Consider the following 18,707-nt stretch of genomic DNA (forward strand, 5'->3'; position numbering starts at 1 on the left):
CTCAAAAAGAGGATTTATCGCTTAACGACTCAAGTAAAACGTTAGATCACTGAATTGTACGCTTACTTAGCCCAACTCAGTCCCTTTTGGGCGGTAATTTTGTACCCTGAGCACAATAAAGCGCCATCAGTCTCAACGTATGCGATCGGAGATCTTTCATAAGGTATGGGTAAATACGTCAGAACGTAGCAATCAACGGGGTTCGTGCCAGGTGCTCCTATTCGGGAGTGCAATTAATCGCCATCACTTTTTATTCGGGCCATCGCCAGAGCCGCCGGCACGAGAGAAACATGCACGTACGGGGCGGGTTACCGGCCACGGATGAGTCATCAGCCCGGTCCGGAGCGGCGGGTTTTGCGTTTAAAATCTGATTTTTTGACCAGTGAAGAGGGAAAACGGAGGGGAATGAGCCGTTACGGCAGGGGTTTTTTATCGTGTTTTTTGCAAAAGAAAAAACCCCGGCCTTTCGGTCGGGGTTATTCTTTGTTTGATGCCTGGCAGTTTATGGCCCACATCCCTGTGGGCCACCCTTCGGGCCGGCGCTGCGCGCCGTTCAAAATGGCTCCCGGCCATTTTGTCCTGCTCTCGCATGGGGAGGCCCCACACTACCATCGGCGCTACGGCGTTTCACTTCTGAGTCCGGCATGGGGTCAGGCGGGACCACCGGGCTGAAGACGCAAAAAAGCCCCATGCTTTCGCATGAGGCTTATTGCTTAATTTGATGCCTGGCAGTTCCCTACTCTCGCATGGGGAGGCCCCACACTACCATCGGCGCTACGGCGTTTCACTTCTGAGTTCGGCATGGGGTCAGGTGGGACCACCGCGCTAAAGCCGCCAGGCAAATCTTTTGTGCCGTCCTGTGTCTTTTGCACTGATGCTGCGTTGGCTGCGCTCGTCACCTCAGTCACATACTGGTGTATGCTCCTTCACTGCCTTCGCTTGCCGCCTTGCCTCAGTACAAAATCCTTCGGACTATAGTCCGCAGAACAACTGAATTCTTTATCCGGTAAAACAAGCTGAAAATCTTTGCGTCTCTCATAACGCTACCAGAACGCTTCTGGCGTTGTAAGGTTAAGCCTCACGGGTCATTAGTACCGGTTAGCTCAACGCATCGCTGCGCTTACACACCCGGCCTATCAACGTCGTAGTCTTCAACGTCCCTTCAGGGGTCTCAGGGACCCAGGGAGAACTCATCTCGAGGCAAGTTTCGCGCTTAGATGCTTTCAGCGCTTATCTTTTCCGCACTTAGCTACCGGGCAATGCCATTGGCATGACAACCCGAACACCAGTGGTGCGTTCACTCCGGTCCTCTCGTACTAGGAGCAACCCCTCTCAATTCTCCAGCGCCCACGGCAGATAGGGACCGAACTGTCTCACGACGTTCTAAACCCAGCTCGCGTACCACTTTAAACGGCGAACAGCCGTACCCTTGGGACCTACTTCAGCCCCAGGATGTGATGAGCCGACATCGAGGTGCCAAACACCGCCGTCGATATGAACTCTTGGGCGGTATCAGCCTGTTATCCCCGGAGTACCTTTTATCCGTTGAGCGATGGCCCTTCCATTCAGAACCACCGGATCACTATGACCTGCTTTCGCACCTGCTCGAGCCGTCACTCTCGCAGTCAAGCTAGCTTATGCCATTGCACTAACCTCACGATGTCCGACCGTGATTAGCTAACCTTCGTGCTCCTCCGTTACTCTTTGGGAGGAGACCGCCCCAGTCAAACTACCCACCAGACACTGTCCCCACGCCGGATTACGGCGCCAGGTTAGAACATCAAACGTTAAAGGGTGGTATTTCAAGGATGGCTCCACGCAGACTGGCGTCCACGCTTCAAAGCCTCCCACCTATCCTACACATCAAGGCTCAATGTTCAGTGTCAAGCTATAGTAAAGGTTCACGGGGTCTTTCCGTCTTGCCGCGGGTACACTGCATCTTCACAGCGAGTTCAATTTCACTGAGTCTCGGGTGGAGACAGCCTGGCCATCATTACGCCATTCGTGCAGGTCGGAACTTACCCGACAAGGAATTTCGCTACCTTAGGACCGTTATAGTTACGGCCGCCGTTTACCGGGGCTTCGATCAAGAGCTTCTCCTTGCGGATAACCCCATCAATTAACCTTCCGGCACCGGGCAGGCGTCACACCGTATACGTCCACTTTCGTGTTTGCACAGTGCTGTGTTTTTAATAAACAGTTGCAGCCAGCTGGTATCTTCGACTGCCTTCGGCTCCACCCGCGAGGGGGTTCACCTACCGACAGCGTGCCTTCTCCCGAAGTTACGGCACCATTTTGCCTAGTTCCTTCACCCGAGTTCTCTCAAGCGCCTTGGTATTCTCTACCTGACCACCTGTGTCGGTTTGGGGTACGATTCGATGTTACCTGATGCTTAGAGGCTTTTCCTGGAAGCAGGGCATTTGTTACTTCAGCACCGTAGTGCCTCGTCATCACACCTCAGCGTTAGTAAGGTCCCGGATTTACCTAAGACCTCCGCCTACATGCTTAAACCGGGACAACCGTCGCCCGGCTAACATAGCCTTCTCCGTCCCCCCTTCGCAGTAACACCGAGTACGGGAATATTAACCCGTTTCCCATCGACTACGCCTTTCGGCCTCGCCTTAGGGGTCGACTCACCCTGCCCCGATTAACGTTGGACAGGAACCCTTGGTCTTCCGGCGAGCGGGCTTTTCACCCGCTTTATCGTTACTTATGTCAGCATTCGCACTTCTGATACCTCCAGCAGACCTCACAGTCCACCTTCGACGGCTTACAGAACGCTCCCCTACCCAACAACATTTACATGTCGCTGCCGCAGCTTCGGTGCATGGTTTAGCCCCGTTACATCTTCCGCGCAGGCCGACTCGACCAGTGAGCTATTACGCTTTCTTTAAATGATGGCTGCTTCTAAGCCAACATCCTGGCTGTCTGTGCCTTCCCACATCGTTTCCCACTTAACCATGACTTTGGGACCTTAGCTGGCGGTCTGGGTTGTTTCCCTCTTCACGACGGACGTTAGCACCCGCCGTGTGTCTCCCGTGATAACATTCTTCGGTATTCGCAGTTTGCATCGGGTTGGTAAGCCGGGATGGCCCCCTAGCCGAAACAGTGCTCTACCCCCGAAGATGAGTTCACGAGGCGCTACCTAAATAGCTTTCGGGGAGAACCAGCTATCTCCCGGTTTGATTGGCCTTTCACCCCCAGCCACAAGTCATCCGCTAATTTTTCAACATTAGTCGGTTCGGTCCTCCAGTTAGTGTTACCCAACCTTCAACCTGCCCATGGCTAGATCACCGGGTTTCGGGTCTATACCCTGCAACTTAACGCCCAGTTAAGACTCGGTTTCCCTTCGGCTCCCCTATACGGTTAACCTTGCTACAGAATATAAGTCGCTGACCCATTATACAAAAGGTACGCAGTCACACCACGAAGGTGCTCCCACTGCTTGTACGTACACGGTTTCAGGTTCTGTTTCACTCCCCTCGCCGGGGTTCTTTTCGCCTTTCCCTCACGGTACTGGTTCACTATCGGTCAGTCAGGAGTATTTAGCCTTGGAGGATGGTCCCCCCATATTCAGACAGGATGTCACGTGTCCCGCCCTACTCATCGAACTCACAGAATGTGCGTTTTTGTGTACGGGAGTATCACCCTGTACCCTGCGACTTTCCAGACGCTTCCACTAACGCACAAACTGATTCAGGTTCTGGGCTGTTCCCCGTTCGCTCGCCGCTACTGGGGGAATCTCGGTTGATTTCTTTTCCTCGGGGTACTTAGATGTTTCAGTTCCCCCGGTTCGCCTCATGCCACTATGTATTCATGACATGATAGTGTGTCGAAACACACTGGGTTTCCCCATTCGGGTATCGTCGGTTGTAACGGTTCATATCACCTTACCGACGCTTATCGCAGATTAGCACGCCCTTCATCGCCTCTGACTGCCTAGGCATCCACCGTGTACGCTTAGTCGCTTAACCTCACAACCCACAAGCGTCCCGCAGGACAGCTCGAAAGCTGCAAGCATTTGAGAGACTCGAACATATCGTTGACTTCATTCTTATTACGGAGAATGAATAACGATACGTCGTTTCAATTTTCAGCTTGTTCCGGATTTTTAAAGAGCGTAATACTTCGCAGCATACTGTTAACCAGTACACTCTGAAGTATTGAAAACAGACAATATGGTGGAGCTAAGCGGGATCGAACCGCTGACCTCCTGCGTGCAAGGCAGGCGCTCTCCCAGCTGAGCTATAGCCCCATACAGTCGTGCAGTAAACCTTTCCAGTACCAACTCCGGAGAGTTATTTTCCTTTTCTTTTCAGAAAGAGAAAATGTAATTTTGTCTCAGGCAAGGCGTGAGGTCGCGAAGCATAGTGAACTATGCGAGACGGCCGAACAACGCAGCATGAGGCGAAATTTGGTAGGCCTGAGTGGACTTGAACCACCGACCTCACCCTTATCAGGGGTGCGCTCTAACCACCTGAGCTACAAGCCTGTCGAGGTGTTTTCTGCTCGTTACTTTTTCATCAGACAATCTGTGTGAGCACTACGCGGGAATGTATCTTGAGGTAAGGAGGTGATCCAACCGCAGGTTCCCCTACGGTTACCTTGTTACGACTTCACCCCAGTCATGAATCACAAAGTGGTAAGCGCCCTCCCGAAGGTTAAGCTACCTACTTCTTTTGCAACCCACTCCCATGGTGTGACGGGCGGTGTGTACAAGGCCCGGGAACGTATTCACCGTAGCATTCTGATCTACGATTACTAGCGATTCCGACTTCACGGAGTCGAGTTGCAGACTCCGATCCGGACTACGACGCACTTTATGAGGTCCGCTTGCTCTCGCGAGTTCGCTTCTCTTTGTATGCGCCATTGTAGCACGTGTGTAGCCCTGGCCGTAAGGGCCATGATGACTTGACGTCATCCCCACCTTCCTCCGGTTTATCACCGGCAGTCTCCTTTGAGTTCCCGACCGAATCGCTGGCAACAAAGGATAAGGGTTGCGCTCGTTGCGGGACTTAACCCAACATTTCACAACACGAGCTGACGACAGCCATGCAGCACCTGTCTCACGGTTCCCGAAGGCACTAAGGCATCTCTGCCGAATTCCGTGGATGTCAAGGCCAGGTAAGGTTCTTCGCGTTGCATCGAATTAAACCACATGCTCCACCGCTTGTGCGGGCCCCCGTCAATTCATTTGAGTTTTAACCTTGCGGCCGTACTCCCCAGGCGGTCGACTTAACGCGTTAGCTCCGGAAGCCACGCCTCAAGGGCACAACCTCCAAGTCGACATCGTTTACAGCGTGGACTACCAGGGTATCTAATCCTGTTTGCTCCCCACGCTTTCGCACCTGAGCGTCAGTCTTTGTCCAGGGGGCCGCCTTCGCCACCGGTATTCCTCCAGATCTCTACGCATTTCACCGCTACACCTGGAATTCTACCCCCCTCTACAAGACTCTAGCCTGCCAGTTTCAAATGCAGTTCCCAGGTTAAGCCCGGGGATTTCACATCTGACTTGACAGACCGCCTGCGTGCGCTTTACGCCCAGTAATTCCGATTAACGCTTGCACCCTCCGTATTACCGCGGCTGCTGGCACGGAGTTAGCCGGTGCTTCTTCTGCGGGTAACGTCAATCGCCGTGGTTATTAACCACAGCGCCTTCCTCCCCGCTGAAAGTACTTTACAACCCGAAGGCCTTCTTCATACACGCGGCATGGCTGCATCAGGCTTGCGCCCATTGTGCAATATTCCCCACTGCTGCCTCCCGTAGGAGTCTGGACCGTGTCTCAGTTCCAGTGTGGCTGGTCATCCTCTCAGACCAGCTAGGGATCGTCGCCTAGGTGAGCCATTACCCCACCTACTAGCTAATCCCATCTGGGCACATCCGATAGCGTGAGGCCCGAAGGTCCCCCACTTTGCTCTTACGAGGTTATGCGGTATTAGCTACCGTTTCCAGTAGTTATCCCCCTCTATCGGGCAGTTTCCCAGACATTACTCACCCGTCCGCCACTCGTCACCCAAGAGCAAGCTCTCTGTGCTACCGTTCGACTTGCATGTGTTAGGCCTGCCGCCAGCGTTCAATCTGAGCCATGATCAAACTCTTCAATTAAAAGTTCGATTTGCTGCAACAAGTGCAGCGATGCTCATCTGTAAAACGTCATAATGAATTTCATTATGTGTTCACTCGTGAGACTTGATATTTTTTTGACACCCGAAGGTGTCTGATATCAATCCTGCGAGTGCCCACACAGATTGTCTGATAAATTGTTAAAGAGCGGTGCAATCAGTGCCGAAGCTTCCTGTTGCGAGGTGGCGTATATTACGCTTTCCTCCTTCGGAGTCAACTTCTTTTTGAGAAGTTTTTCCGGCGGTTCAGAGTACTTCCTGAACCTCTCAACACGCTGGCCTGTAAGCCGTTGTTCCGTGTCGATGGAGGCGCATTATAGGGAGTTCCCGACGGGTGACAAGTGTTTATTTAAAAAAAAACGCTGACAGCGCTTTTTTTCAACGAAGCGTCTGTTTTCACCGCTATTTGCTCGGTAAATCAGCAAATTCCTGGGCAAAACGGGTCACCTGTTCCCAGTCCGTATACTCTACTTCTTTACTGCTATCCGTTTCACCGCCGGTCATTCGCATAATCAGCTGAATCATTACCCGGTCAAACAGTCCATAGCGTGGATAACGCAGCGCCCCGGCAAAAACGGCGCAGCAGTCAGGTTCCCAGGGTGAGCGCAGCAGAAACTTACGGGTATAAGGATTGGTCTGCGGCGTACGCTTCTCTGCTTTACGCGCGGTGAGGTTTACGGAAAAGAAGCCGCTTACCCGAGCCTGCAGTTCATTACCGTGCATTTTGACAAACTTCTCAACCTGCGGCTGAAAATGGCCGTAGCGAATGGAAGCACCGATCAGCACCCGGTCGTACTGCGCCCAGTCGGGCTGCTGCATATGATGCAGATTAACCACGTCACACTCCTGCTGCTGTTTAAGCGCGCTGGCAATACAGGTGGCGATCTCACGGGTCTGGCCGTCACGGCTGGAATAGAGGATTAACGCTTTCATCATTTCACTCTCACTTATTCACGCCAGAAGGTCGGCGTAAACAACACTAACAGGGTAAAGACTTCAAGACGCCCGAAAAGCATCGTTAAAATCAGGATCCACTTGGCTGCATCGTTCATCGAAGTAAAGTTGTCGGCCACTACGCCCAGGCCCGGCCCGAGATTGTTCAGCGTGGCCACCACCGCCGCAAAAGCAGAGAAGTCATCCACGCCGGTAGCAATGATCGCCAGCATACTCAGAATAAACACCAGCGCGTAGGCGGAGAAGAATCCCCATACGGCTTCAAGAATACGCTCGGGCAACGCACGGGTACCAAGCTTGATGGTATAGACGGCATTGGGGTGAACCAACCTTTTCAGTTCGCGGGAACCCTGCTTGAACAGCAGCAGAATGCGGATCACCTTCAATCCACCGCCGGTGGAACCGGCACAACCGCCGATAAACGCCGAGCAGAGCAGCAGCACCGGCAGGAACAGCGGCCAGTTGGCGATACTGTCGGTGGTGAAGCCGGCAGTGGTCGCCATCGACACCACCTGGAAAAACGCCTGGTTCAGCGTCTGCATCCCCGTTTTATAGACGTCATGGAAATAAAGCACCAGGGTACAGACGATTACCAGCGTCAGCTGCACGCCAATAAACATGCGGAACTCCGGGTCCCGCCAGTAGACGCGCAGATTACGCCCGCTAAGTAATGAGAAGTGCAGACCGTAGTTACAGCCGGAGATCAGCAGGAAGATGGCGATGATAGTGTTAATCGTCGGGCTGTTAAAATAGCCGATGCTGGCATCATGGGTTGAAAAGCCACCGATGGCGATGGTGGCAAAGCTGTGGCCGATCGCATCAAACAGTGACATACCCGCCACCCAGAGCGAGACCGCGCAGGCAACGGTGAGTAAAACGTAGATCAGCCACAGCGTCTTGGCGGTTTCGGCGATACGCGGCCGCATTTTATTATCCTTCAGCGGCCCGGGCATTTCAGCACGATAGAGCTGCATGCCCCCGACCCCCAGAATAGGCAAAATCGCTACCGCCAGCACGATGATCCCCATGCCGCCCAGCCACTGCAGCATCTGTCGGTAAAACAGAATCGCTTTGGGCAGTGAATCCAGCCCCACCAGCGTAGTCGCCCCGGTGGTGGTCAGCCCGGAAAATGACTCAAAGAAGGCATCGGTCAGCGAGAGGTTCGGCTGTTCGGCAAAAATAAACGGCATCGCCCCCACGCTGCCCAGCACCGTCCAGAACAGCACCACGATCAGAAATCCTTCCCGCGGCTTCAGCTCGCGCTTCTGCTTGCGGTTCGGCCACCATAACAGCGTGCCGATCATCAGCGCCATAAAGAAGGTCTGGGTGAATGCCCGTCCGGCCCCGTCACGGTAAATCAGCGCGACCAGCCCGGGCACGATCATCGTGCCGGAGAATAAAATAACCAGTAAACCCACGATGCGGGTAATGGCACGAAGATGCATGCTGCCGTTCCTTTCCTACAATAAACGATTAATCAAGCGGGAGGAGTTGTAACGCGCCCCGGCTCATATCCGACAAGTTTTGCCTGAAGCCTACTACCCGGGCCTGCGGCAGCGCCAGCGTGACGATGACATTGTGCAGAAATTCACTGCTGACGATCTGTCCGTCAAACCGGCTGGCCAGCCGCTCAACGTCAGCCAGCTGGGCATAGTCGCAGATCACCCGAAACGGCAGCATCGGCACCTTCACCCGACGCGATAACGCCCGCAACGCCTGCTGGACGCCACCGCCATAGGCTTTCACCAGCCCGCCGGTTCCCAACTGAATGCCGCCATAGTAACGCACTACCACCGCCGCGATCTCACCAATCTGACTGCCCATCAACTGCGCCAGCATCGGCTTGCCCGCCGTACCGGAAGGTTCACCATCGTCGGAGAAGCCGAGCTGCTGTGAGTCGTCCGGCGCGCCCGCTACCCACGCCCAGCAGTGATGGCGCGCCGTCGGGTGCGCCAGTTTTACCTGCTGAACAAACGCCCGCGCCGCCTCGACGCCATCGGTGTGGGCCAGCAGGGTGATAAAGCGGCTTTTCTTAATCTCCTCGCTGAAGCTGAACGACTCAGCCGGAATATCCCAGGCATCCATCAGGCGAGATGCAGGTCGCGGGTCATATTTTCGATGCTGCCGGCATGGATAACCACGTTATCCTCGATGCGGATGCCCCCATACGGCTTGAGCGCATCAATTTTCGTCCAGTCGAAATGGTGGCTGAACTTGCCCGCCCGCCACGGTGCCAGCAGGGAATCAATGAAATAGATGCCGGGTTCAATGGTCAGCACCATGCGCGGCTCCAGCATGCGGGTGCAGCGCAGATACGGGTACTGCTGAGGTGCGGCCAGATGCGTACCGCCCTCGTCCTGCATAAAGCCGGCGACGTCATGGACCTGCAGGCCAAGGGGATGCCCGATGCCGTGCGGCATAAACGGCCCGGTCAGATCTTCTTTAACCATCGCTTCTGCGCTGATGTTCTTCACCAGCTGATGCTTCAGCAGCAGGCTGGCCAGACGAAAGTGCATCTGCTGGTGATAGTCGGTATAGCGCACGCCGGCTTTCAGGGTGCCCACCAGCGCCAGCTCTTCCGCATTCATGTCTTTTACCAGCTGCGCGTAGTCGCTGCCCTCGCTGGCGGCATAGCTGCGGGTCAGGTCCGCCGCGTAACCGTGATACTCAGCACCCGCATCAATCAGAAAACTGCGACGTTTTTCCGGCGGCTGATGATCGAGTCTGGTGTAGTGCAGCACGGCGGCGTGCTCGTTGAGAGCAATAATATTGCCGTAAGGGACGTCAGTATCACGGTGCCCGGTGGCGCTGAGATAGGCATTATTGATATCGAACTCGCTCAGCCCCGACAAAAACGCCTCTTTAGCCGCGCGATGGCCGTTAACCGCAATTTTCTGCGCCTGACGCAGGCAGTACAGCTCGTAGTGAGTTTTGTAAGCGCGATGATAGTGCAGATAGTCGATCACCCCCTGCGGGTTGATCTGTCCGCTGCTGAAGCCCAGCGCGCTGGCGCGTGAGGGTACCGGCCCGATGTAGGCGACGTTCTGTCGGCTGGCCGGCAGCAGCTGCGCGATCTCATCCACACTCTTCAGCCCGACCACCTCAATCTCATCGGTCCAGAAGCTGCGGGGTAATGGCTCAACGTTATGCCAGTAGTCCACCGGAGAGTAGAACCACAGTTTCGGCTTATTCACACCGTCCACCCATAACCAGCAGTTCGGCACGCTGGTCACCGGCACCCAGGCTTTAAACTGCGGGTTGACCTTAAACGGGTAGGTATGATCGTCAAGGAAGACCGTCAGCAGCTCCCCGGAATGGATCAACATCGCATCAAGCTTATGACGCGCCAGCACCTGCTGCGCGCGCTGCTGCAGCGTTTTAACATGCTCCTGATAGAGCGTGACCAGCGATTCCATCATCCTGTCTCCGTGTTGGCGAAATTGAGGGCATTTTAGCACAGCCTCGGAAGGGATGGCGTTATGCGGTGGCTGTGATCTTGTTTGCAAAAAAGCAAAGTGCTGTTTGCAAATATTTAACATAGCTCCCACACTGATTGACATCTGGTATGACCAGTTCATTCCATCGTGGCTCAGGAGACAGACATGCTCTACCAAGGCGAAACACTTACCCTCAACTGGCTGGCGGACGGCATCGCCGAGCTGGTTTTTGATGCCCCCGGTTCAGTGAATAAGCTTGATACCCGCACCGTTGCCAGCCTCGGCGAGGCGATTGCCGTGCTGGAGCAGCAGCCGGCGCTGCGCGGCCTGCTGCTGCGCTCGGCCAAACCCGCCTTTATCGTCGGGGCCGACATTACCGAATTTCTCTCGCTGTTCGCCGCACCGGCGCAAAAACTGACCGACTGGCTGGGCTTCGCCAACAGCATCTTCAACCGACTGGAAGACCTGCCGGTGCCGACCGTCTCGGCCATCAGCGGCTATGCGCTGGGCGGCGGCTGCGAGTGCGTGCTGGCGACCGACTACCGTATCGCCAGCGCCGACCTGCGCATCGGCCTGCCGGAAACCCGGCTTGGGATCATGCCCGGCTTTGGCGGTTCGGTGCGCCTGCCCCGTCTGCTGGGTGCCGACGGCGCGCTGGAGATTATCGCCGCCGGAAAAGATGTCGATGCGCCACAGGCGCTAAAAATCGGGCTGATCGATGCCATCGTCGCACCAGAGAAGCTGCAGACGGCGGCAATCGCGCTACTGAACGAAGCGATCGACGGCAGGCAGGCGTGGCGTGAAAAGCGGCAGTGTAAACTGCAGCCGCTGAAACTGAGCAGAATTGAGGCGGCGATGAGCTTTACCACCGCCAAAGCGATGGTGCAGCAAACCGCCGGTAAACACTACCCCGCCCCGCTTACCGCGGTGAAAACCATTGAGGCTGCCGCCGGTATGGGGCGTGAACAGGCGCTGGCGCTGGAAACGGCGGCGTTTGTCCCGCTGGCGCGTTCACCAGAGGCCCGTGCACTGGTAGGCATCTTCCTTAACGAGCAGGCGCTGAAAGCTAAAGCCCGCCAGCTGACCCGTGACGTGGTGGTGCCACAACGTGCTGCCGTGCTCGGTGCCGGCATTATGGGGGGCGGTATCGCCTGGCAGTCTGCCTGGAAAGGCGTGCCGGTGCTGATGAAGGACATCAGTGAGAAAGCGCTGGCGCTGGGCATGGGTGAAGCCGCGAAGCTGTCGACTAAACAGCTGGAGCGCGGCCGCATCGACGGCCTGAAGCTGGCCAGCGTGATCGGAGCCATTCAGCCGACGCTGAACTACGCCGGTTTCGACCGGGTGGACGTGGTGGTGGAGGCGGTGGTGGAGAACCCGAAAATCAAAGCGGCGGTGCTGCAGGAGACTGAGGCACAGCTGCGCCCGGACGCGATTCTGGCGTCCAACACCTCCACCATTCCCATCAGCCTGCTGGCCGGTTCACTGCAGCGTCCGGAAAATTTCTGCGGCATGCACTTTTTCAATCCGGTACCGCGTATGCCACTGGTGGAGGTGATCCGCGGCAGTAAAACCGCCGACAGGACCATCGCCACCGTGATGGCGTGGGCCAGCCAGATGGGAAAAACCCCGATCGTAGTCAATGACTGCCCCGGCTTCTTCGTGAACCGGGTGCTGTTCCCCTACTTTGCCGCATTCAGCCTGCTGCTCCGGGACGGAGCGGATTTTCGCCAGATCGACCGGGTAATGGAAAAACGCTTCGGCTGGCCGATGGGGCCGTCGTGGCTGCTGGACGTGGTAGGGATTGATACCGCGCATCACGCCCAGCAGGTGATGGCCGATGGTTTCCCGGCTCGAATGAAGAAAACCGATCGCGATGCCATCGACGTGCTGTTTGATGCCGGGCGTTACGGCCAGAAGAACCAGCTCGGCTTCTGGCGCTGGGAAACCGATGCAAAGGGTAAAACGAAAAAGGTCGCTGACGACGGAATCGATATGCTGCTGCAAACGGTGGTGGCATCTGCACGATCCTTTAGCGACGAGGAGATCGTCAGCCGCATGATGATCCCGATGATCAACGAAGTGGTGCGTTGCCTGGAAGAAGGCATCATCGCCAGCGTGGCAGAAGCCGATATGGCGCTGGTTTACGGGCTGGGCTTCCCGCCATTCCGTGGTGGCGTGTTCCGCTATCTGGATACGCTGGGCAGCGACCGCGTGGTGGCAGAGGCAGAAGCCTTCCACGCACTGGGTCCGCTGTATCACATCCCGCAGAGCCTGGCCGACAAAGCCGCCAGTGCCGCAAGCTGGTACCCACAGGCCACCCCAGCGGGTGATGCCATTCTGAAAACGGCGTGAGGAGCGCAATATGGAAAATGTCGTAATTGTTGATGCCATCCGCACGCCGATGGGCCGCTCTAAAGGTGGTGCCTTCCGCCACGTGCGGGCCGAGGATCTTTCCGCCCACCTGATGCGCAGCCTGCTGTTGCGTAATCCGGCGCTGGCGGCCGCCGAACTGGATGATATTTACTGGGGCTGCGTTCAGCAGACGCTGGAGCAGGGGTTTAACATTGCCCGCAACGCGGCGCTGCTGGCCGACATCCCCCACCGGGTGCCGGCCACCACGGTGAATCGCCTGTGCGGTTCCTCTATGCAGGCGCTGCATGACGCCGCCCGCGCCATTATGGTCGGCGATGCGCGTGCCTGCCTGATCGGCGGCGTAGAGCATATGGGCCATGTGCCGATGAACCATGGGGTGGATTTCCACCCGGGGCTGGGGCGCAGCGTGGCGAAAGCGGCGGGGATGATGGGTCTGACCGCTGAAATGCTGGCCCGCATGCACGGCATCAGCCGTGAAATGCAGGATCGCTTTGCCGCACGTTCGCACCAGCGGGCCTGGGCCGCCACCGAAGCCGGGCATTTCGCCAGCGAGATTGTCGCCACTAACGGACACAATGCCGACGGTGGGCTGACCTGCTATGACCGTGACGAAGTGATCCGCCCGGATACCCGTCTGGAAAGTCTGGCGGCGCTGCGTCCGGCGTTCGATCCGGTTAACGGCAGCGTCACGGCGGGCAGCAGCTCAGCGCTGTCCGACGGCGCGGCGGCGATGCTGGTGATGAGCGAGTCACGCGCCCGGGAACTGGGCCTGACGCCGCGGGCACGCATCCGCGCCATGGCAGTGGTCGGCTGCGATCCGTCGATTATGGGCTACGGCCCGGTGCCCGCGTCGCAGCTGGCGTTGAAACGCGCCGGCCTGACGGCAGACGATATTGACCTGTTTGAACTGAACGAAGCCTTTGCCGCTCAGGTACTGCCTTGCATAAAGGATCTCGGGCTGATGGAGAAGACAGAAGAGAAGGTGAACCTGAATGGGGGGGCCATTGCGCTGGGCCATCCGCTCGGCTGCTCCGGTGCCCGCATCAGCACCACGCTGCTCAACCTGATGGAGCGGCGCGACGCGCAGTTTGGTCTGGCAACGATGTGCATCGGCCTCGGCCAGGGCATCGCGACGGTATTCGAACGTCCGTAAGCCGTAGCAGGCAGAAGACGCGTTACACCGCCCCCGATCGGGGGCGGCATTTTTGATCAGATGAAGGCAAACGCATCGCCAAACATCCGCGCTTCCTGCGCGCCACGTTCCGCACAGAAACGCTCACGGGCAATCTTCGCCATCTCAAAACGGCCGGCAATATAGATGTCATGATCTGCCAGGCTGCCGTAATCCTGCATGACGGCCGTCAGCACGGTGCCGTTGCGTCCGGTATAACCCGCTTCCGGCTGCTCAACCACCGGCACCACCTTCAGGTTTGGATGCTTGATCGCCAGCGCGTTCAGCTCTTCCAGATCATACAGGTGTTTCAGCTCGCGCCCGCCCCAGTAGATGGCGATATGGCGGTCAGGCTGCTGGGACAGCGCGGTCAGCAGGATCGAACGGGCGTAGGAGAAACCGGTACCGCCGGCGATCAGCACCAGAGGACGGTCGCCCTCCTCACGCAGCCAGGCGTCACCGTGGGGAATATCCACGGTAATCTGCCGCTGCTGTTGAATACGTTCCATCACCGCCATAGCGTAGAGGTTCAGCTCAGAGGCACCAATATGCAGCTCGATGATCTCTTTTTCCATCGGCGTGGAGGCCAGTGAGAATGGACGCTTATCATTTTCATCCATGATCACCATCAGGTACTGCCCGGCTTTGAAGCTAAAATCCGCTTCAGGGATCATACGGACTCGGTATACGGTATCGGTAATCGCCTCTACCGAGGTCACTTTACAGCTTAAGATTGTCATGCGTTCCCTCTGTCGGGTCGTCATTATCATTTGACCCGGCGCGTCAGCGCGCCGGCGTGTCACTTAAAATTCCCAGCTCATCCCATATAGCATCAATGCGGGCGGTAACCGCCGGATCCTTACGGATCGGGGTGCCCCATTCGCGCTGCGTTTCGCCCGGCCATTTATTGGTCGCGTCCAGCCCCATTTTGGAGCCAAGGCCCGACACCGGAGAAGCGAAATCGAGGTAATCAATCGGCGTATTCTCAACCAGAACGGTATCCCTTGCCGGATCCATTCGTGTGGTGATCGCCCAGATTACATCATTCCAGTCGCGTGCGTTGACATCATCGTCGCACACAATCACAAATTTGGTGTACATAAACTGACGCAGGAACGACCAGACGCCCATCATCACGCGTTTGGCATGCCCGGCATACTGTTTCTTGATCGTCACCACCGCCAGCCGGTATGAGCAGCCTTCCGGCGGCAGGTAGAAGTCGACAATTTCCGGGAACTGCTTCTGTAAGATCGGCACGAAAACTTCATTCAGTGCCACGCCCAGCACCGCCGGTTCATCCGGCGGCCGGCCGGTGTAGGTGGAGTGGTAAATCGCATTACGCCGTTGGGTGATGTGCGTAATGGTGAAAACCGGGAAGCTGTCCACCTCATTATAGTAGCCGGTATGGTCGCCATAAGGACCTTCAGGCGCCATCTCACCGGGCTCAATATAGCCTTCCAGCACGATCTCCGCGCTGGCCGGCACTTCAAGGTCGTTGGAGATGCATTTTACCACTTCGGTTTTAGTCCCGCGCAGCAGGCCCGCAAAAGCGTACTCTGACAGCGTGTCCGGCACCGGCGTAACCGCCCCGAGAATGGTCGCCGGGTCAGCCCCGAGCGCCACGGAGACCGGGAAGCGTTCTCCGGGATGCTGCTGACACCACTCCTGGAAATCCAGCGCACCGCCGCGGTGGGAGAGCCAGCGCATAATCAGCTTGTTTTTGCCAATCACCTGCTGACGATAGATGCCCAGATTCTGGCGCTCTTTCAGCGGCCCGCGCGTTACGGTCAATCCCCATGTTATCAGCGGAGCGGCGTCGCCAGGCCAGCACTTCATGACCGGGATACGGCTCAGATCGACCTCGTCGCCCTGCCAGATCTCATCCTGACACGGGGCGTTGCGCAGCCGTTTGGTCGGCATATTGAGCACCTGCTTCCACTGCGGCATTTTGTCAAAGAAGTCGCGGAACCCGCGCGGCGGCTCCGGCTCTTTCAGGAAGGCCAGCAGCCGGCCAACATCACGCAACGCTTTAACATCTTCCTGGCCCATGCCCAGCGCCACCCGGTCAGGGGTGCCAAACAGGTTACACAGCACCGGCATGTCATAACCTTTTGGGTTTTCGAACAGCAGCGCCGGGCCACCGGCACGCAGGGTGCGGTCAGCAATCTCAGTCATTTCCAGATCGGGATCGATCTCATGTTTGATACGTTTTAATTCCCCACGCTGTTCAAGCAGGGCAAGGAAGTCGCGTAAGTCGTGGTATTTCATGACTTTCCATCAGAACGGTCAGTGTGGCGGCCATTATAATGCCGTTCAGCCTCAAATGCAGGGAAAAGTGCACCCATCGGGCGGCAGAAGACGTCAATTCTCTCTGGAATGCACGGCGGGTTTACACCATGGGAAAGGCCTGAAAACCGCGACTGGCGCGCCGATCGCGCTATCTCTCTGTTAGTGACTTTGCTATTCTGAACGTCCAGATAATTAGAAAGTGACGTTATGGAATCCTGGTATCTTCTTTACTGCAAACGAGGCCAGCTGCTACGCGCGAAAGAGCATCTTGAGCGCCAGGCGGTGCATTGCCTCAGCCCGATGATCGCGATGGAAAAAACGGTGCGCGGCAAAGTCACCGAGGTCAGTGAACCTCTGTTTCCTAACTATCTGTTTATTGAATTCGACCCGGAATCTATTCATACCACCACCATCAGCGCCACGCGTGGGGTCAGCCATTTCATCCGCTTTGGCAATCAGCCGGCGCAGGTGCCGGTCGGGGTGATTGAAGCGCTGCAGGATCGGCCGCTGCATGAAGTCCTGCCCGATGCGGAGCTGCCGCAGCCTGGAGATACGGTGCTGATCACCTCGGGAGCCTTTGAGGGGTTACAGGCGATCTTTAGCGAACCAGACGGCGAGGCCCGCTCCATGCTGCTGCTAAACCTGCTTAACAAGCAGGTGGTACGCAGCATTGGTAACCGGCAGTTCCAGAAGATTTAACCGCCGGCTCACCCGCAGCCACACGAACCTGGCTAATCTGACTACAGACGGAATAACCGCCGCGCATTATCAGCGGTGATCCCACCCAGCTCACTGGTCTCTTCACCCCGTAACAGCGCCACCTGCTGCACGATATGCGGCAGGAAGCAGGGCTCATTACGCCGCGAAGCGGGACGCGGACGCATATCGCGCGGCAGCAGCCAGGGCGCATCGGTCTCAAGCAACAGCCGCTCTGCCGGGATCAGCGGCATCAGTTCACGCAGCTCCTGGCCGCGCCGCTCATCGCAGACCCAGCCGGTAATGCCGATCGACAGCCCCAGCGCCAGGCAGGCTTCAAGCTCTGCGCGCGTCCCGGTAAAGCAGTGCAGCACCGCGGCTGGCAGCTGCGGTAGCCAGGGTGCCAGGATCTCAACAAAACGGTCATGCGCTTCCCGACAGTGCAGGAATACCGGCAGGCCGAGCTCGACGGCCAGCGCCAGCTGGGCCTCAAACGCGTAGGCCTGCTGCTCAGGCTCGGAGAAGTTACGGTTAAAGTCCAGGCCGCACTCGCCGATCGCCACCACCTGTGGGCTCTCCGCCAGCCGCTTTAAGGTACCGGCGGTTTCTGCCGACCATTCACTGGCGTGATGCGGATGCACCCCCGCCGTCGACCAGCAGTAGTCAGGATGCTGGCGTGCCAGGCTCTGTGCCTGCTGGCTCTCCAGCGCGTTGGTACCGGTAATTAACATGCCGGTGACGCCTGCCTCGCGGGCGCGCTTTATCACCTGTTCACGGTCTTTCGCAAACTGGGTGCTGGTCAGGTTTACACCAATATCAAACATAGTCTTTTCCAAACGATAACCGCCCTGACGGGCGGTTAGTTAAGGGTCTGTTCTGCCGGAGCAGCCGGGCACCGCCATTAATCCGGCTGGTCTTCCTGCTCTTCATCCTCTTCACGACGGTTCTTACCGACGTAGAAACGCGAGCACAGGATGCCGACTTCAAACAGGCAGTACATCGGTATCGCCAGCAGCGTCTGCGAGAAGATATCCGGCGGCGTCAGCAGCATCCCCACCACAAAAGCCCCGACCAGCACGTACGGCCGCTTTTCTCGCAGGTCCTGTGGCGTGGTCACACCGGTCCAGCACAGCAGAACTATCGCAATCGGTACTTCAAAGGAGACGCCAAAGGCCAAAAACAACGTCATCACAAAGTCGAGATAATTGTTGATGTCAGTTGCAATCTGCACCCCTGCAGGCGCGGTTTTAGCAAAGAAGCCAAACGCCAGCGGGAAGACGATAAAGTAAGCGAAAGCCATGCCGAGATAGAATAGGAATGAACTGGAAAACAGCAGCGGCATCACCAGCCTGCGCTCATGGCGGTAAAGTGCCGGTGCAATAAACGCCCAGATCTGATAGAGGATCACCGGTACGGCCAGGAACAGCGAGACGATAATGGTCAGCTTAATCGGCGTAAAAAAGGGTGAAGCGACATCGGTGGCGATCATGCTGGCACCGGCCGGCAGCTGCTTGATCAGCGGTGCTGAAACCAGTTGGTAAATGTCGTTGGCAAAGTAGATCAGGCAAAGAAATATCACCAGCACAGCAATAATGCTGTTCAGCAGGCGCTTACGCAGCTCAATCAGATGACTGATTAGCGGTTGGGTATCTTCAACAGCCATG

General features: G+C 56.8%; 11 protein-coding genes, 2 tRNA genes and 4 rRNA genes. 3 read left to right on the forward strand and 14 right to left on the reverse strand.

The window, feature by feature from the left end; all coding sequences use genetic code 11:
• Positions 1–571: 571 nt before the first annotated feature.
• From rrf (GKQ23_RS22325) to pepQ, 10 genes are all read right to left on the reverse strand, one after another.
• Positions 572–682 (reverse strand): 5S ribosomal RNA (rrf, locus tag GKQ23_RS22325).
• Between the two features lie 41 nt (positions 683–723).
• Positions 724–839 (reverse strand): 5S ribosomal RNA (gene rrf / locus GKQ23_RS22330).
• Between the two features lie 228 nt (positions 840–1,067).
• Positions 1,068–3,974: ribosomal RNA gene (locus GKQ23_RS22335) — 23S ribosomal RNA — on the reverse strand.
• A 205-nt stretch (positions 3,975–4,179) separates the two neighbouring features.
• Positions 4,180–4,255 (reverse strand) — tRNA-Ala (locus tag GKQ23_RS22340).
• Between the two features lie 160 nt (positions 4,256–4,415).
• A tRNA-Ile gene (locus tag GKQ23_RS22345) sits at positions 4,416–4,492 on the reverse strand.
• Between the two features lie 74 nt (positions 4,493–4,566).
• A 16S ribosomal RNA gene (locus GKQ23_RS22350) occupies positions 4,567–6,106 on the reverse strand.
• Together the 16S, 23S and 5S rRNA genes with 2 tRNA genes alongside form the textbook arrangement of a ribosomal RNA operon.
• A gap of 419 nt (positions 6,107–6,525) precedes the next feature.
• On the reverse strand, positions 6,526–7,056 hold the full coding sequence (gene hemG, locus GKQ23_RS22355; RefSeq protein ID WP_056234875.1) for a menaquinone-dependent protoporphyrinogen IX dehydrogenase: 531 nt from the start codon (positions 7,054–7,056) through the stop codon (positions 6,526–6,528).
• Between the two features lie 14 nt (positions 7,057–7,070).
• The gene (gene trkH / locus GKQ23_RS22360; protein WP_101506049.1) at positions 7,071–8,522 is read right to left on the reverse strand and encodes a Trk system potassium transporter TrkH; all 1,452 of its coding nucleotides are present in this window, start codon (positions 8,520–8,522) and stop codon (positions 7,071–7,073) included.
• A gap of 28 nt (positions 8,523–8,550) precedes the next feature.
• Positions 8,551–9,162 (reverse strand): IMPACT family protein, encoded by a 612-nt coding sequence (locus GKQ23_RS22365; protein ID WP_212409462.1) that lies wholly within the window; start codon positions 9,160–9,162, stop codon positions 8,551–8,553.
• Positions 9,162–10,493 (reverse strand): Xaa-Pro dipeptidase, encoded by a 1,332-nt coding sequence (pepQ, locus tag GKQ23_RS22370; RefSeq protein WP_212411936.1) that lies wholly within the window; start codon positions 10,491–10,493, stop codon positions 9,162–9,164. Before pepQ ends, GKQ23_RS22365 begins: the two co-directional genes overlap by 1 nt.
• A gap of 186 nt (positions 10,494–10,679) precedes the next feature.
• On the opposite strand from pepQ, the gene fadB reads away from it, so the two are divergent.
• Both fadB and fadA read left to right on the forward strand, forming a co-directional pair.
• Entirely contained in the window at positions 10,680–12,866 is a 2,187-nt protein-coding gene (gene fadB / locus GKQ23_RS22375) for a fatty acid oxidation complex subunit alpha FadB (RefSeq protein ID WP_212409463.1), read from the forward strand.
• 10 nt (positions 12,867–12,876) lie between these two features.
• A complete protein-coding gene (fadA, locus tag GKQ23_RS22380) occupies positions 12,877–14,040 on the forward strand; it encodes an acetyl-CoA C-acyltransferase FadA (RefSeq protein WP_056234842.1) in 1,164 nt (387 codons plus the stop codon).
• Positions 14,041–14,096: 56 nt separating this feature from the next.
• Here the strand turns inward: fadA and fre are convergent, their stop codons facing one another.
• Together fre and ubiD are read right to left on the reverse strand one after the other, a co-directional pair.
• Positions 14,097–14,798 carry an NAD(P)H-flavin reductase gene (fre, locus tag GKQ23_RS22385; RefSeq protein ID WP_212409464.1) on the reverse strand — a complete coding sequence of 234 codons (702 nt, stop codon included), beginning with the start codon at positions 14,796–14,798 and terminating at the stop codon, positions 14,097–14,099.
• 43 nt (positions 14,799–14,841) lie between these two features.
• Complete coding sequence (ubiD, locus tag GKQ23_RS22390; RefSeq protein WP_212409465.1) at positions 14,842–16,326, reverse strand: 4-hydroxy-3-polyprenylbenzoate decarboxylase; 1,485 nt, start codon at positions 16,324–16,326, stop codon at positions 14,842–14,844.
• 228 nt (positions 16,327–16,554) lie between these two features.
• Between ubiD and rfaH the strand changes: the two genes are divergently transcribed.
• Positions 16,555–17,046 carry a transcription/translation regulatory transformer protein RfaH gene (gene rfaH, locus GKQ23_RS22395; protein ID WP_056234834.1) on the forward strand — a complete coding sequence of 164 codons (492 nt, stop codon included), beginning with the start codon at positions 16,555–16,557 and terminating at the stop codon, positions 17,044–17,046.
• 41 nt (positions 17,047–17,087) lie between these two features.
• Here rfaH and tatD read toward each other — a convergent pair whose 3' ends face one another.
• Positions 17,088–17,867 carry a 3'-5' ssDNA/RNA exonuclease TatD gene (tatD, locus tag GKQ23_RS22400; protein WP_056234831.1) on the reverse strand — a complete coding sequence of 260 codons (780 nt, stop codon included), beginning with the start codon at positions 17,865–17,867 and terminating at the stop codon, positions 17,088–17,090.
• Positions 17,868–17,944: 77 nt separating this feature from the next.
• Entirely contained in the window at positions 17,945–18,706 is a 762-nt protein-coding gene (tatC, locus tag GKQ23_RS22405; protein WP_056234828.1) for a Sec-independent protein translocase subunit TatC, read from the reverse strand.
• Position 18,707: the final 1 nt, after the last annotated feature.

Origin of the sequence: Erwinia sp. E602 (genome assembly GCF_018141005.1) — a bacterium.
In the GTDB taxonomy this organism is placed as follows: domain Bacteria; phylum Pseudomonadota; class Gammaproteobacteria; order Enterobacterales; family Enterobacteriaceae; genus Erwinia.

Bases quoted from the DNA above. Each gene is read 5' to 3' on its own strand.
- fadB (WP_212409463.1), top strand. From the start codon at position 10,680: ATGCTCTACCAAGGCGAAACACTTACCCTCAACTGGCTGGCGGACGGC.
- GKQ23_RS22365 (WP_212409462.1), bottom strand. From the start codon at position 9,162: ATGGATGCCTGGGATATTCCGGCTGAGTCGTTCAGCTTCAGCGAGGAG.
- ubiD (WP_212409465.1), bottom strand. From the start codon at position 16,326: ATGAAATACCACGACTTACGCGACTTCCTTGCCCTGCTTGAACAGCGT.
- tatD (WP_056234831.1), bottom strand. From the start codon at position 17,867: ATGTTTGATATTGGTGTAAACCTGACCAGCACCCAGTTTGCGAAAGAC.
- tatC (WP_056234828.1), bottom strand. From the start codon at position 18,706: ATGGCTGTTGAAGATACCCAACCGCTAATCAGTCATCTGATTGAGCTG.
- fadA (WP_056234842.1), top strand. From the start codon at position 12,877: ATGGAAAATGTCGTAATTGTTGATGCCATCCGCACGCCGATGGGCCGC.
- hemG (WP_056234875.1), bottom strand. From the start codon at position 7,056: ATGAAAGCGTTAATCCTCTATTCCAGCCGTGACGGCCAGACCCGTGAG.
- rfaH (WP_056234834.1), top strand. From the start codon at position 16,555: ATGGAATCCTGGTATCTTCTTTACTGCAAACGAGGCCAGCTGCTACGC.
- pepQ (WP_212411936.1), bottom strand. From the start codon at position 10,493: ATGGAATCGCTGGTCACGCTCTATCAGGAGCATGTTAAAACGCTGCAG.
- trkH (WP_101506049.1), bottom strand. From the start codon at position 8,522: ATGCATCTTCGTGCCATTACCCGCATCGTGGGTTTACTGGTTATTTTA.
- fre (WP_212409464.1), bottom strand. From the start codon at position 14,798: ATGACAATCTTAAGCTGTAAAGTGACCTCGGTAGAGGCGATTACCGAT.